The sequence below is a fragment of the Vibrio sp. Vb1337 genome (assembly GCF_033338715.1).
GTDB classification, from domain to species: Bacteria; Pseudomonadota; Gammaproteobacteria; order Enterobacterales; family Vibrionaceae; genus Vibrio; species Vibrio alginolyticus.
Genome location: NZ_JAWOTD010000022.1, coordinates 1 through 13,551 on the forward strand (window position 1 = coordinate 1; position 13,551 = coordinate 13,551).

17 protein-coding genes and 1 riboswitch are annotated in these 13,551 nt (G+C 43.9%); of the genes, 6 read left to right on the plus strand and 11 right to left on the minus strand.

Annotated features, from left to right (window positions below):
* Window positions 1-519 precede the first annotated feature (519 nt).
* Complete coding sequence (locus tag R7E42_RS19575; RefSeq protein WP_258489743.1) at window positions 520-975, plus strand: RNA-binding protein; 456 nt, start codon at window positions 520-522, stop codon at window positions 973-975.
* Here R7E42_RS19575 and murI read toward each other — a convergent pair.
* Genes murI through btuB form a run of 3 tightly spaced genes read right to left on the minus strand, consistent with a single transcriptional unit; the run spans window position 938 to window position 4,360 of the window.
* A complete protein-coding gene (gene murI / locus R7E42_RS19580) occupies window positions 938-1,741 on the minus strand; it encodes a glutamate racemase (protein ID WP_115386358.1) in 804 nt (267 codons plus the stop codon). The genes R7E42_RS19575 and murI overlap by 38 nt on opposite strands.
* A gap of 31 nt (window positions 1,742-1,772) precedes the next feature.
* Window positions 1,773-2,465: an ATPase gene (locus R7E42_RS19585; protein WP_005378675.1), complete on the minus strand. Its 693-nt coding sequence runs from the start codon at window positions 2,463-2,465 to the stop codon at window positions 1,773-1,775.
* 59 nt (window positions 2,466-2,524) lie between these two features.
* On the minus strand, window positions 2,525-4,360 hold the full coding sequence (gene btuB / locus R7E42_RS19590) for a TonB-dependent vitamin B12 receptor (protein ID WP_318072929.1): 1,836 nt from the start codon (window positions 4,358-4,360) through the stop codon (window positions 2,525-2,527).
* 55 nt (window positions 4,361-4,415) lie between these two features.
* Window positions 4,416-4,616: riboswitch (cobalamin riboswitch) on the minus strand.
* 184 nt (window positions 4,617-4,800) lie between these two features.
* On the opposite strand from btuB, the gene trmA reads away from it, so the two are divergent.
* Window positions 4,801-5,910, plus strand: a complete 1,110-nt coding sequence (gene trmA, locus R7E42_RS19595; protein ID WP_213971063.1) for a tRNA (uridine(54)-C5)-methyltransferase TrmA — start codon at window positions 4,801-4,803, stop codon at window positions 5,908-5,910.
* A gap of 210 nt (window positions 5,911-6,120) precedes the next feature.
* Here trmA and R7E42_RS19600 read toward each other — a convergent pair whose 3' ends face one another.
* On the minus strand, window positions 6,121-7,062 hold the full coding sequence (locus R7E42_RS19600) for a hypothetical protein (RefSeq protein ID WP_318072930.1): 942 nt from the start codon (window positions 7,060-7,062) through the stop codon (window positions 6,121-6,123).
* A 446-nt stretch (window positions 7,063-7,508) separates the two neighbouring features.
* On the opposite strand from R7E42_RS19600, the gene R7E42_RS19605 reads away from it, so the two are divergent.
* On the plus strand, window positions 7,509-8,153 hold the full coding sequence (locus R7E42_RS19605; RefSeq protein WP_039450984.1) for an inovirus Gp2 family protein: 645 nt from the start codon (window positions 7,509-7,511) through the stop codon (window positions 8,151-8,153).
* A gap of 40 nt (window positions 8,154-8,193) precedes the next feature.
* Here R7E42_RS19605 and R7E42_RS19610 read toward each other — a convergent pair whose 3' ends face one another.
* Together R7E42_RS19610 and R7E42_RS19615 are read right to left on the minus strand one after the other, a co-directional pair.
* Complete coding sequence (locus R7E42_RS19610; RefSeq protein ID WP_029836846.1) at window positions 8,194-8,640, minus strand: hypothetical protein; 447 nt, start codon at window positions 8,638-8,640, stop codon at window positions 8,194-8,196.
* Window positions 8,641-8,750: 110 nt separating this feature from the next.
* Window positions 8,751-9,740 (minus strand): GTPase family protein, encoded by a 990-nt coding sequence (locus R7E42_RS19615; RefSeq protein WP_318072931.1) that lies wholly within the window; start codon window positions 9,738-9,740, stop codon window positions 8,751-8,753.
* A gap of 77 nt (window positions 9,741-9,817) precedes the next feature.
* Here R7E42_RS19615 and R7E42_RS19620 point away from each other — a divergent pair, with 77 nt between their 5' ends.
* The gene (locus R7E42_RS19620) at window positions 9,818-10,039 is read left to right on the plus strand and encodes a helix-turn-helix transcriptional regulator (RefSeq protein WP_042606382.1); all 222 of its coding nucleotides are present in this window, start codon (window positions 9,818-9,820) and stop codon (window positions 10,037-10,039) included.
* Here R7E42_RS19620 and R7E42_RS19625 read toward each other — a convergent pair.
* Window positions 10,036-11,004: a helix-turn-helix transcriptional regulator gene (locus R7E42_RS19625; protein ID WP_038941542.1), complete on the minus strand. Its 969-nt coding sequence runs from the start codon at window positions 11,002-11,004 to the stop codon at window positions 10,036-10,038. The genes R7E42_RS19620 and R7E42_RS19625 overlap by 4 nt on opposite strands.
* A 179-nt stretch (window positions 11,005-11,183) precedes the next feature.
* A complete protein-coding gene (locus R7E42_RS19630) occupies window positions 11,184-11,435 on the minus strand; it encodes a hypothetical protein (protein ID WP_005378661.1) in 252 nt (83 codons plus the stop codon).
* A gap of 139 nt (window positions 11,436-11,574) precedes the next feature.
* Between R7E42_RS19630 and R7E42_RS25965 the strand changes: the two genes are divergently transcribed.
* Together R7E42_RS25965 and R7E42_RS25970 are read left to right on the plus strand one after the other, a co-directional pair.
* Window positions 11,575-11,760: a YkvA family protein gene (locus R7E42_RS25965; RefSeq protein ID WP_411978978.1), complete on the plus strand. Its 186-nt coding sequence runs from the start codon at window positions 11,575-11,577 to the stop codon at window positions 11,758-11,760.
* Window positions 11,741-11,902: a YkvA family protein gene (locus tag R7E42_RS25970; RefSeq protein ID WP_411978979.1), complete on the plus strand. Its 162-nt coding sequence runs from the start codon at window positions 11,741-11,743 to the stop codon at window positions 11,900-11,902. Before R7E42_RS25965 ends, R7E42_RS25970 begins: the two co-directional genes overlap by 20 nt.
* 7 nt (window positions 11,903-11,909) lie before the next feature.
* Here R7E42_RS25970 and R7E42_RS19640 read toward each other — a convergent pair whose 3' ends face one another.
* From R7E42_RS19640 to radC, 3 genes are read right to left on the minus strand one after another with little or no spacing between them, the layout of a single operon-like run.
* Window positions 11,910-12,341 carry a DUF2787 family protein gene (locus R7E42_RS19640; RefSeq protein WP_032473086.1) on the minus strand — a complete coding sequence of 144 codons (432 nt, stop codon included), beginning with the start codon at window positions 12,339-12,341 and terminating at the stop codon, window positions 11,910-11,912.
* 38 nt (window positions 12,342-12,379) lie between these two features.
* Window positions 12,380-12,829, minus strand: coding sequence for a DUF2787 family protein (locus R7E42_RS19645; protein ID WP_158123930.1), 450 nt, complete (start codon window positions 12,827-12,829; stop codon window positions 12,380-12,382).
* Window positions 12,826-13,293, minus strand: a complete 468-nt coding sequence (radC, locus tag R7E42_RS19650) for a RadC family protein (protein WP_032473088.1) — start codon at window positions 13,291-13,293, stop codon at window positions 12,826-12,828. Before radC ends, R7E42_RS19645 begins: the two co-directional genes overlap by 4 nt.
* Between the last annotated feature and the right edge of the window lie 258 nt (window positions 13,294-13,551).

Consider the following 13,551-nt stretch of genomic DNA (forward strand, 5'->3'; position numbering starts at 1 on the left):
CATAAAGTAATGTTTGAATTGACTGTGCTGAATCCGAAGATTCAATGGTCACTTCGTTTCATTGAAACCTAATTTGATACCGAAGTATCTAATTGGATTATCATCAACGAGTGCCCACACAGATTGATAGGTTCTTATTTTTAAAGAGCTTTTCTAACATTTTCAGCAACTTAGTTGCTCGTCGTTAGGGGTGCGTATCTTACTTCACACCGTGAGAGAGTCAAGCATTTTTTTCAAATTCTTTTTTCTCTCTTCCCGACTCGCTGTGTGACTTTCGTCTCACTCCGTGTCGGTGGATGCGCAGTATAGGGGGTTGAGAAATTAGTACAAGCGTTTTTTGCAAATAAAAAACCAACCGGTCACAAATTATCCAAAAGTGCGATATTTGCATATTTCTTCGTCACATTTGAGACATATCACAGCAATTGGTTGGAAAAACACCAACCATATACGTAAGATTCATGTGTCTATTCTGTTAATGGACAATCGATCTCTTTATCACTATGTGTAGTAATTAAAATGACGTCTAAAAAAAATCTGATTTTATGTGTTGGGTTGGCCATCGTTGGGGGAATCATCTTCTCTCAATTCATCATCCCACCAGCCTTGAGCTTCCTCATTGGTGTTATCGCTACTGCTTTTCTTTTTTCATTTTCTAGCAAAACACCTGTTCTTCAATCTTCGGATCCTGAGCCTTCAACTAAAACGCTGTATGTCGGCAACCTTCCTTATAAGGCCAATGAGAGTCATGTTCGCGATTTGTTTGCTGAATATGGACAGGTCTATGCGGTACGCTTAATGAAAGATAAGCGTACTGGAAAAAGAAGAGGGTTTGGTTTTGTAGTGATGGCTGCGGCAGATGCCAAGCCAGCTATCGCTAAACTTAATGAAAAGGAATATATGGAGAGAACGCTAAAAGTGAGAATTGCGAACGATCCTAAACATCCGGATGGTGGTAAACCTGAACAGGATTAAAACCTAGCTTCTTTAAACAAATGTTCAGTGCATCTTCCTGCCAAGGAGTTGCACTGGCATAAATCGACTTACTTCCCTCTTCTGTATCCTCAATTTCATCACTTAATAGCAATGCTTTTACTCGACGTGCAATCGCTGCGCCTGAATCAATTAAAGTAACGTCCCCACCCAAAGCTTGATGAATTTCCTCTTTGATTAAAGGGAAGTGAGTACAACCGAGCACCGCAACATCGACTTTATCGCGAAGGGGAAGCAGGATATTTGTCAGTTCGTCGAGAGAAACGCTGTTGCCCCGCAACTTCTCTTCGGCCATATCTACTAAGCGAGTTGATCCCACCAGCTCAACTGGTTTACCTTGCGCAAAGTCCCGTATTAACTCGTGAGTATATTGGCGTGTTACTGTCGCCGGAGTGGCGATCAGCCCTACTCCTTTTGATGCTAAAAGCGATGCGGGTTTAATCGCAGGGACAACACCAACAACGGGAATCGATAAATTTTCGCGTAAGGAAGGAAGCACTATGGTGCTCGCCGTGTTGCAAGCAATGACGACAATGTCGACTTGGTGTTCTTCGACTAATGAAGAGACCAGTTGGTTAACTCGTGGAATGAGTACAGCCTGATCGAGTTCACCATAAGGGTAAGCCTGATTATCGAATAAGTATAAGTAGTCTAGCTGGGGCAATAGGCGATGTATCTCTTGGAATACAGAAAGGCCACCAACACCGGAGTCAAAAACTAGGACTTTTTTCTTACTTGCTACTCGCACGAGCCTTACCTAAAGAACAGAAACGTTGCGATCATACTGCGTAGATTTGTTTTGGCAATGCTTTAGCATGGTATCTTTGATGGCTGAATCTATCTCCAGATTCTACATCTCGCTTCGTCAACTCGATATGCCCTTGAAAAGACGGCGAAGACGTGACCAATGTGTGAAATTCACCATTTTCCCCACAGGGATCAATTTGACTTGGTAATGACTCTATTAGGGCTTTGTCATACCAGCGACCACACCATTCTGGAGGGAGAACTCTTCCGTCGATGGTGATTAACATAGTTTGAATACCACGCTCTATGATTTCCATCGCTAGTTTTTCGCTGCTCTCCCCTAATAGAGGAAAGACGCATTCCCAGCCAACAGGTTCAATATAGCTGCGTCGGTAATCGGCAATGCCATTACAAAACATATCACCAAATGCGACAGCTTCTATGTTCAGACCACTACTTTGTAATGCATTAACGATGGTCGATTGATAAATGTCGTTACTTGGAAAGATTTCAGGTAGCTCGATAGTAATGAGCGGAAGCGCAAGTAAGTCTGCTTGCATTTGTACGACTTCAAGCGGAGTTGCTTGGAAAGGGACTTCTTTCCCTACGTAAGTCGTGTACAAACCGACAACTTGATAATTTGGATTCTCGTTAAGGCGCTCAAGCGTTAATGTCGAATCTTTACCACTGGACCAACTGATCACCACTCGCTTGGGTTTCTTCATTCGATTTTCCACCACAAAATATTAAAAACCGCCCGAAGGCGGTTTGTGCTCATTCACGATTAGAATTCGTAGCCAACGTTGAGATAGTACGCTCGCTCTGCAGCGGGGTAACCTTTTGCCATCTCATACTCTTCATCAAGTAGATTATCGATACGAGCGCTAATAGAGGTCGACTCATTCGGATAGTAAGTCACTGCCGTATCAACCAACGAGTAAGAAGAAAGCGTAATATCTTGTGAAGGCCAAGTGCTGTAATCCACATCTGGACGCTTACCGACGTACTGATAGCTAACCGACCAATCCACTTTATCGAAGCTCACTAAAGCATTCCACTTATACACTTCTTTAGCGCGACGCTGCAACTGATGCCCTTTATCGTCTTCAGCATCTTTATAATCTGCACTCAACTGGTGCTGCACAATCCCTGTATCAAACTCAGCAACAAGCTCCACACCTTGGATATGTGTTTCACCATCGACATTCAAATATTTGTATGTGGTTGGATGGTAATCGATAAGATTCGTGATTTTATAGTCATAACCCGTGACGGACCAAAAAACGCCTTGGACATCACCGCTGAATGCTAGCTCCCAAGCATCTGACTCTTCCGGCTTCAGATCTTTCTCACCGTATGTTGGGTCATACTGTTGATATAGGTTTGGAGCCTTAAACGCAGTACCAAAAGAGGCTTTAACCCCAAACTCTGGTACAAACTGGTAACCAGCCGCTAAACTGTAAGTGAACTCACTACCGTATTCTTCGTTATCATCAAGGCGAGCACTGCCCTCGAGCATTGCTTTATCAATACTGGTGGTTGCCATACCAAACAGAGCGCCATTGGTACGATCAAACGTTTTATTCGCACTCTTGTCTTTATAAGACTCGTTGCGCCAATCAATACCACCAGCCAACGTCGTATTGTTGTTTAGCAAGTAACTGTTGGTCCACTGGACATTTTGCTGCTCAAGTTCATCTTCAGTACCTGAGTGTTTGCCTTTTGCTTGCTCATAGTTCCAAGACTTCTGTTTCTGTGCCGTTACTTGTAGTTCTGACATCACATTATCAGACTGATACTTACCGCCCAGAGTGACAGAAAGATCGTCTTTTTCTGCTTCGTAGTAACCGCGACTGCCGTAGCTGCTGTCATATTGATAAACATTTTCGTAAGCACGTAGGTTACCAAATGCAGACCACTGGTCATTGAAGTTATGCACGTAACCTAGCAGACCATTCTTTGTATCAAAGCCATGGCGATCACCGTCATTAACTCCCGGTACAGGACGAACGTTATAACCATCATCACTTTCACTACCAAGCGCGATATTTAGCTGGCCGCTCTCTGTGACTTTAATACCAGATGCCACACTCAATTCTTGATAATCTAAACTACCTAAACCCGCACTTAACTTCGTTCCTTCTTCGTCAGCACGCGCAATGGTGATGATATTGATCACGCCACCAATCGCTTCTGAGCCATAAAGTGACGCACGCGCACCACGTACGTACTCAATACGTTGAACGTAAGTAAGTGGGATTTGGTTAAAGTCCACAGCGCCCTTCGCTGCTCGTGCAAAACGTACGCCATCAACCAGTACTAAAACTTGGTCGGAACTGGTTCCACGAACAAATAAAGACGCTAACTGACCACGACCACCATTTTGTGAAACTTGAATCCCCGTAAGGCGACGCAATACATCTGGTAGGGTTTTCGCTTGAATGCGATCGATGTCTTGTCGAGTAACTACTTCGACATCTGCCAACGTACGGCTTTCGGCTTGCTCAAAACGGTTTGCAGTAACAACGATGGTTTCGTCAGTGGAGGTTTCTTGGGCCTGTAGATAAGAGACAGGTGAAAGCAGCGATGCCAAAGTTATCGCCAGTGCGGATTTTCTCATTGTATTGTCCTAAATCGCGTAATTCCTTCCGAGCCCTGTCATCATGACAGTCCTGTGCTGTGGCTCAGTTGTTGGCAGGTATTCGGACTCAAGAGCACGGGTGTACCGCCTACTTGCTCGACTTCCCACATAAACTAATGCAGTGTCTGATGAGCGTTCGTTCTCTTTTACCGCTGCGCGTCAGTTCTGGATTCACACCAGATTCCCATTTCAGCCATCTAGATTGCTAGATAGCACCAACTTGAGGCAAATATTATTCAGCTATTGATTATTTGTCCAGCCAATATTGCCCTTAAAAGTTGTAACGTTTTGATTGATTTTGCTTTCTACTCTGCCTGTACGCACTATCTTTAAATCAATTCCAGTACAAAACTGGACATCCTATTGAGATTGAATAAAATCTGCGCTCTTAAATTGAATGCACCATAAAAGGTAAGATCATGGCTACTCTTGATGTAAACCCACAACGCTACCAAGAACAACTGGCTGAAAAAGTCGAACGTCTCACGGATATGTTCGCGCCATACAACATGCCAGAACTGGAAGTGTTTGAATCACCAGAGCAGCACTACCGCATGCGTGCTGAGTTCCGTGTTTGGCATGAAGGCGAAGATCTTTACTACATCATGTTCAACCAAGAAACTCGTGAGAAGTACCGTGTTGACCAATTCCCTGCAGCAAGCCGTCTGATCAACGACCTGATGCCGCTATTGGTTGAAGCGATGAAAGACAACGACTCACTACGTCGTAAACTGTTCCAAGTGGATTTCCTATCGACGCTAAGTGGTGAGATTCTGGTTTCACTCCTTTACCATCGCCAACTTGATGAAGAGTGGATTGAAAACGCGAAAGCCCTTAAACAGCGTTTAAATGATGAAGGCTTCAATCTAAACATCATTGGTCGTGCTCGTAAGATGAAGATTGTCCTAGACCGCGACTACGTGATCGAGAAGCTCGATGTAAATGGTCAAAGCTACATCTACCAACAAGTAGAGAACAGCTTCACTCAGCCGAACGGCAAAGTCGCAGAGAAGATGCTGGAATGGGCGGTCGACTGTACCCAAGAAAGCACTGGCGATCTACTAGAGCTTTACTGTGGTAACGGTAACTTCTCGCTGGCGTTGGCACAGAATTTCGACCGCGTACTGGCAACTGAGCTAGCGAAGCCATCTGTGGTATCTGCACAGTACAACATCGCTGCCAATAAGATTGATAACGTACAAATCTTACGTCTATCAGCAGAGGAATTTACTCAAGCGATCGAAGGTAAGCGTGAATTCCGTCGTCTACAAGATGCAGGTGTAGATCTGAAGAGCTACAACTGCAATACGATTTTTGTCGACCCACCACGTGCTGGGATGGATGTCGATACTTGTAAAATGGTGCAAGGTTACGAGCGCATCATGTACATCTCTTGTAACCCTGAGACTCTAAAAGAGAACTTGGACACTCTATGCGAAACACACAACGTAACGCGTTTTGCTCTGTTTGACCAATTCCCTTATACCCACCACATGGAAGCAGGCGTCCTGCTTGAGCGCATTAAATAAGGACTTGAAAGGTTTTTAGCTGTAGCAAAAAACGCTCTGGGTACGGCTTGGGGTACGGGAGCATCTAAAATGCTCGATTGCTATGATTGGATTTGATGTCAACGCCACCAGCTTTGCTTGTGGCGTTTTTGTTTCGGTCATCACTAAATCAGAAATCAGTGCGCGCTCATTTTTCAGAACCAATCCGTTCTGAGAACTAAAACACCTAGGCTATTTTTTAGTTTGCTTGGTGTACTCCTGCTCTATGAGATACTCAATAAGTCTGTTTCTCTTCATATCGAGTGCTCTAGACAGGTGGTCAATTTTCTTTTGCAGAGACTCCTCCATCTCAAAACTGTAGGCCTTTACCTTCTTAAGCTTGTTCTTCTGTCTATGCTTATATTGATTCCATGAAAGATTCAGTTTATGAACGTACGCACTTTTGCCAACAATGTGCTCCTCACCTGAGGTATTTATTGAAAACTGAGAGCTTTGATCCCAAAAAAAGAACGATATCGCTAACGATAAGCTATGCGCTTTTTCACTAACAGGAATCTCAATGGGTAGAAAAATGCCGTCATTCTCTAGCCTACTTTCTGTCCATTGAGCCCTGTCTCTATTGTCTTCCAAAGTTAGTTTGAAGAATGCTGACCGCCTAAACTCAAGATATCTCCTCTTGAGCGCATCCAACAATTCTTTCTGTAATTCTGCATCAACTTTAGTTTCTGAAAATAAGTAATGTAAATAAATAATAGTATGCATCTTTGACTTAGAGTCATTCTCACGAAAGCTCGGCACTGTAATAGTAGTGGCACGATCTAAGTGACTGTTAGCGAAAACCGTGTTGAAATCCATGTTCAGATTCATGTTTAACTGCTTAGTACTATTAGTCTTGTGACGAAAACAGAGCAACGTAAAGTACCAAACAAAATAACATGTCTCGTAATCTCTAAAATCAATCCATTCATATTCACTCAAAGCGACATTACTTTCTGCAAAGCGGTTTCTTTTCTGCTTGAGATCTTCGACTTTACCCTTCCTAACCGCATCTTTCGCAATTGCTATTCTTGCGTCGATGTCATCCTGATTACTTACGATGCCTAGCTCAAAGCTCACATCAAAAAGAAACCTAGGATCACTATCCACTTTAAAAGTCTCTACCAAATCTTCCATATCATTACTTAGTAATTTACAAGTATTATTTAAGTATTTTTTAAATGTTTTTAAAGTATTTTTCAAGTAGATATTGTTATAGACAACCCAACGCCAAACATAGCTTTAGTGCAATGATCATAGCTTATGCATTGAAAAATCACTGATATGAAAGCTGTTCTTATGTGACAGCGTAAGCTCAAGCATGACGTGATTGCCGAAATGACATCGTTTGATGTCTGTTTTTTCGAAAAAGAAAGAGGCGTTTCGCCAAACTGATGGGTAGTTTTTATCAGAGTAACTTTTGCAAGTTTTGAAGCCACAGGAAGACTTGCTGAACAAAGGTACATGGCAGGAAGGAGGGAGTGAAAAACTGTCGGTAATAATAGTATTTATATGAATCTTATCTAATTAATTACAACAACCTATCTACCTATTGAGAACACTAACCAATAGGAATGATAGAAATGAACAATTATCTTGAACATGCAGAAATACTCACCATTGATGATATGGACTTACCGGTATACTCCAAGAAAGGACCTCTAATACCTTCCTGCCTTTTAGCTATTAAAAGCACCTTTGATAGAGCTCTAGATCAATACCCTCGAACATTGTTGCTTCGTATCGATTTGAGATATCCCCAAGGCTTTTCAAGCGAGAAAGTATCAAGTAAGCAAATCACAAAATTTCAAGAATCCTTCAAAGCGATTATGTGTGCTTACCTAAAACGTAAAAGCCATAACCGTCACTCTAAGCCTCGATTTATTTGGTGCAAAGAAATGGTAACTTCAGGGAATCCACACTATCACGTTGCTGTGTTGCTAAACGGTGATGTTTTTAAAGGAATGGGGCCTTACAATGATGTTACGGGAGAATACGTTTCAGGGATGATTGCTAAAGCTTGGGCAAGTGCAACTGGTCTTTCGGTTGAACAAGTAAGTAGTGCGGTTCATTTCGCTGAGAACGGCACGTGTGAAATAAATAACAGGTGCGATAAAGAGATCTATGAGAATCAATACAATCAAGCCTTTTACCGTGTTAGTTACTTTGCTAAAAAAGAAGGTAAACTACCTGGTAACGGAAGAAGCTTCGATTACAGTCGCTATTGAGTTTACAAAAAAGAAAGGCCCGCAGGGGCCTTTCTGTCACCTAATCCGTCGTATAGCGGTACTCTCCTTCGCTAGAGTAGATATCAATCTCTAACACGCGACAGCGCGTTGTAGTGACGTAACCTGTTGAGTCACCATACTCCAAGTCAACAGATGGGTATGGGTGCCATACCACACCACTCGTTGTGTTACTGCTTGAGGGCTTCTTATAGTCTGGGTTGCTAAGATTTTTCAGTAACTCATCTGATTGGCTGTATTTATTCTTGTTAACAGTAACCTTCGGCATCTCTGGCCAGGCAACTTCGCAGTTGCCTCGATTCACCTCAATTTTGTAGATAGTGGTGAAATCAAACAGAGAGGTCACAAATATTTTCGTTTTGGTTCCCCATTGAGTATTGATGTCTTTGTATTCCACTTTGTAGCCTTCAGCAGACGCATTAAAGGCCAATAGCACTGACAGTGCTGTTGTAAGCACAATTGGTTTCATGAGAAGTATCCTTTGAACAGTTATTCAATGAGTTGATATTAAAAGGTAGTTGCGACAACTTATGTCGAAGAGAGGTTGGCTTTGAGAGATGTAACCGTAGCGGCGCTTATCTACCAGCCAAAGAGATAGCGTAAACCGCCTAAGCATGCCCCTAGCGCACCGCCTATAATTTTGCCCAGGTGCTTGCCTGTCGTGCCAAACACACTTCCTATTTCTTCGCCGTATTGCGCACCTTGAGTCGTCGTGTCGAAGATTGCCTCCCACAAACTAAGACTGGTTTTTTTGTTGTAATCACTGGCATCGTTGTCTTTCCAATTCTCATGCCGAGGGGAAAGCGTGCGATTCGCCAGTAAGAGCCGTTTATTTTTTGGTAAACGTTCAACAATCAAATACAGCAACTTGGAAAGGTTATAGGGCCGTTGCTTGGCCAATCCATCACAGTGCCCCGCAACGTAGTAGACGGGCTTTAGATACACCCCTGTTGCGCGTAATACGCGTCGATGAACCGAGCGCACCATGGTTTCAAGATAAGTTTTCGACACAGGTGTCGGCGTATTGTTTTCGTAGTCCCAGGCTTGATTTCCTTTTAACGCATTATCGGCTTGATTAATGGCGATGATTAAACGGTGCTGTGCGTCTTCGCCTAATGCTGGAATAAGCACATCATTAATCAAGGTAATAGGTGTGCCTAAATCGCGTGAGCCACCATCAAGAATCACAAGTACCAGGTCAATCACGAAACGGTTCTGCTCATCTCTCGCTCTCAGCGTATTTTTCAATAAGCGGGCATGGCGCTTGTCTTCTTCGATGCCATCCCCCAGACCAGGACTATCCCAAAGAATGAGGTTGTTCAGACGATATTGCGTAACACCCTGCGTGTGCGGCTCACAACTGATGCCCACATCTGCAACGCTCATGTCAAAGAGAGCGTTAATCGTTGAGCTTTTTCCTGCTCCGGTGGCTCCTGTAATGAGGATGTTGAGCTCAGTGGCTCTCATTTGTTTGAGGTTATCGAGTAACTTGGTGCGAGTACGCTCATTGAGGGATGCCTGGCGTATCTCACTTTCAAGCGTAGTGAAAAGATCGTGCTGTTCGGACATAAGCGCTCCTTAGTTAGCGTCCGGAAAAATTACAACTAGCTACCTCCTTATGACGAACAAATCATGAGGACAGAAAAATGAGACTAATTCGACTAAAAGAAGTGCTGGATAATACAGGTTTGAGCCGTGCGTATATGTACAAGCTCATGGCAGAGGGTAAGTTCCCTAAATCGGTATCGCTGGGTTTTCGCAGCGTGGCTTGGTTAGAAAGTGAAGTACAAGACTGGATATTAGAAAGAGTGGCAGAACGAGATGAGCGATTGGGTTTGCCAATGCTAGAACAAGAGGCAGTGGCTTAAGCAATTTTTGTAGTGCATTCCTCTTTGGTAATGCTCCAGACCTCATCCCCAAACCCACGTAACCATCGTTCGAGCTGAAGTGAGTCAATCACCGTTGCCGTCACTTGATATCCTCCATCGATCAATTCCACACTCTGATCCATCGATAGCGGCGTTTCGAGCAAGTGATAACCGCTTTCTCGACCAATACAAAACGACAATCGTATTTCCTCCCCTTCACCAAAGTAAAAACGCCCATCCAAATCATACCGCTCCAGGTCAAAATCACTTGGATAAGCAAAATCAAACGTAGAGATGCTTGCTTTATGGATACGATGCAACGCCAAGGAACGCTCGTTGGTGTGACCGCGAAAACGGCACACAAGATAAAGACGGCTTCCTTGTTGCGCCAAACCCAATGGCATCACCTCTTTGCTTTTCTTCTCTAGATTGGCATTGGTATAGCAAAGGGATAAATAACGATTGTGGAAGAGAGCGTAGCTGACCTTCTCAAAAATCTCATTGTCGATGTGGGGAGGAAGCAACGGAACGCCTTCACTAACAAAGCGCACTTTCTTTAGCCATTGACGCTCTTTCACATTGCTGGTGGTGGGAAATAGGTGTTGCTTGGCGTCATTGAAAACCGTGTCAAGCGTTTTCATCAAGTTCACAGGGAGAAGATAACGCAGATAATTTTCCGCCAAGCTCAATAAAACCGCCTCTTGTGGGCCGTGTGAAAGCAAATGGCGCGAGCGACGACTATAGCCAAAAGGCTTGTCGCGCATATCCACGTCGACATCATCAAAGAACTGAGCGATATCGGTGAGATTGCGCTGAATGGTTCGCTCTGAACGCACAATACCCACTTCACTCAGTTGCTGCTGGATCTCTTTGGCTGTGATTTTGCGACTGTTTGGAATGCGCTTATAAATCTCAAGAACCAACTGGATGTAATGCTGAGAGCGATTAAGCTTTGTATCGTTCATAGATGGCTTTATTTTTAAGCGCACGAACCCTCACCCACACAAGAGTTGAGTAAAGACAATGAGCTAACGGATTGATTGAAGAGAGTTTACGAGGCGCTGCGTTGACTTATGTCGCAGCAGTTTGCGAGGAAATAAAGAAAGCAGCGGACACGGCGCTTTGCCGTGTCCCCTTACCATCATTAACGGTGACGATTCACCAAGCTTTGAATGGCATCGTCACTATAGCCACGACTTTTAAGCTCCTGGCGAGCAGCCCCAATGGCCCATGTACCGCCTGAACGATTGGCAATAGTGCGCGCTAACTGATCATCACTCTTACGAGCAGCATCCGCTTGCGCTTCTTTCATATCACCGTACGTATCAGAAGCCACCTTCGCTCCAGCTTGTGCGCCTGCTTTAGCAAGCTTTCCAACGTTGTCCCAAAATCCCATTTGGTTATCCTTCTTATTAAGTGGTCAATTCCCATGCATAGTACGAATTGGTGCGTTAACTTATGTCGTACCGGATAAGGTTTGTCTTAAAAATGAGCGAGCTAGCCAGTATCCTGAAACCTCAACAGAGGGGCATCTCATGCAAGACACTCAACACCAAGAACATTACCGTGAGCAATCCTTTTGGGATAAGCTCAAACGCTACGCCAAGAAAGCTGGTCGTGAGGTTATTGAAACGGCCTTGATCCTTTACTACTGTGCGAAAGACAGCGATACGCCACGTTGGGCGAAAACCGCAATACTGAGTGCGCTGGGTTACTATTGATGCCATACCCGATGTATTGGTCGGGGTTGGCTATAGTGATGACATTGGTGTGTTGATGGCGGCTTTGGCTTCAGTAGGGGCGCATGTAAAACAAGAACATAAGCAAGAAGCAAAGCAACAAGTGGAAGTCTGGCTAGATTGATAAAAAGTTAATGAGAAATCTGAATGTCGTCGTAACACTCCCATTCAACGTACTGAAGAAAGTTTTGCTCCCACATTTGATACAGCTCATCGATACCAGGAGAGCGAATGCTTTGCCATCCCGTGGCGACGGTAAAAGCAACTTGATTGCCAAAGTCAAAATCAATGCATCGCTCTAGCTCCGGATAATAGTTCCCCATATACGCAAAATCGGTAATGTAGAGAATATCAACCGTTTTACCATTCACAATGTTGAGGCCAACCTCAACCGGATGATATCCCCCTTCTTCCGCGCTATAGCTTTTGTCTCGAAAATGGATAGAGAGGGCATGGCTGGTGGACTGTGTTGATTCCATCGAGGCATGACAATGTTGGTTTAATAACGTCAGAAGCTTATTAGAAACAGGCAGCGCTGACGGCGTAAAATTCAGTATAGACATGGTTAAATCTCCTAAGAGTTACCGAGGTTAAAACGTGATCATGAGTGGTGTTCATCGAAGGTTTGAATCATCGATAACTGAATGTCATCAAAGAGGGACTGAGTAAGGTGTCGAGAGAGCGCGTTCAGCCAAGTATCTAACAGCGCTTTCACTTGCGGGTGTGCGAGACTTGCAGCACCGCTATCTGGTTGATAACACCAAAGATTGAAGAGATGAAAGTAGAGTTCAGGCTCCATCTCACTCGGTTTATTTTCCGAATAAGAAAAACTCGCTAAACAGACGACCTGCCAATCTTCACTGGCCGATGTTCGACGAAATTGTATTTCAATGGGATGAAGCCCCTGCCCCGTCTGGTAATAGTGTTTTTGTCGACAGTTCAGGACCATACGTTGAGCTTGTGGAGGAATCGAATAACGTTGGATTACCAAAAGCAATGCTCGATGAAAGCCATCCAACAGTTCTAGTTCACCCGATGTTTTCTGGATCATAGTAGCCCCCTTTCTGCAAAAGAGATGGCGCTATCGCCAACCACGATATGATCAAGAACTCGAATGTCCACCAGCGCTAAAGCCTCTTTAAGCCTTTGCGTAATTTGTTTATCGGCCTGAGAAGGTGTGGCATCGCCAGAAGGGTGATTGTGAGCAAAGATGAGTGCGGCAGCATTGACTTTTAAAGCCGCTTTGAGGACTTCTCGGGGATAAACACTTGCTGAATCAATTGTGCCAAAGAACAGCTCTTCAAAGGCAATAAGGCGATGCTGATTATCTAGAAACATCACCGCAAACACCTCTCTTTCATGGTGTTTTAACTTGCAAGATAAATAGGTTTTTGTTGCATCGGGATTGCAATATTGATCGCCTCGGAGGGCGCGTGCAGCAAGGATTTCTGCGGCCGCGTCGAGCACCCTGTCCGCCGTAATAGGACCATCAAAATAGTAGTTGTTTTCGTGCATAAAAAGCTCCTAAAAATGAAACCGTTGAGGTATGCACGAAGATGATATCTATCTGAAATTGTTTTGATTGCTATGGGGCAGCAACGGCAAATCGTGGTATTTTCAGCTATAAAGTGACGCGGATTTGTGTGCTACTCTCATCTTAGACTTGATGCACAATTTTAAGACCGTCAGAGTTTGATGGAGAAAACAAAGAGAAAAGCGCAGAAAGTGACGGTTGTGAGGTATAATCGTCCATCAATCGAAATACGCTTAGTT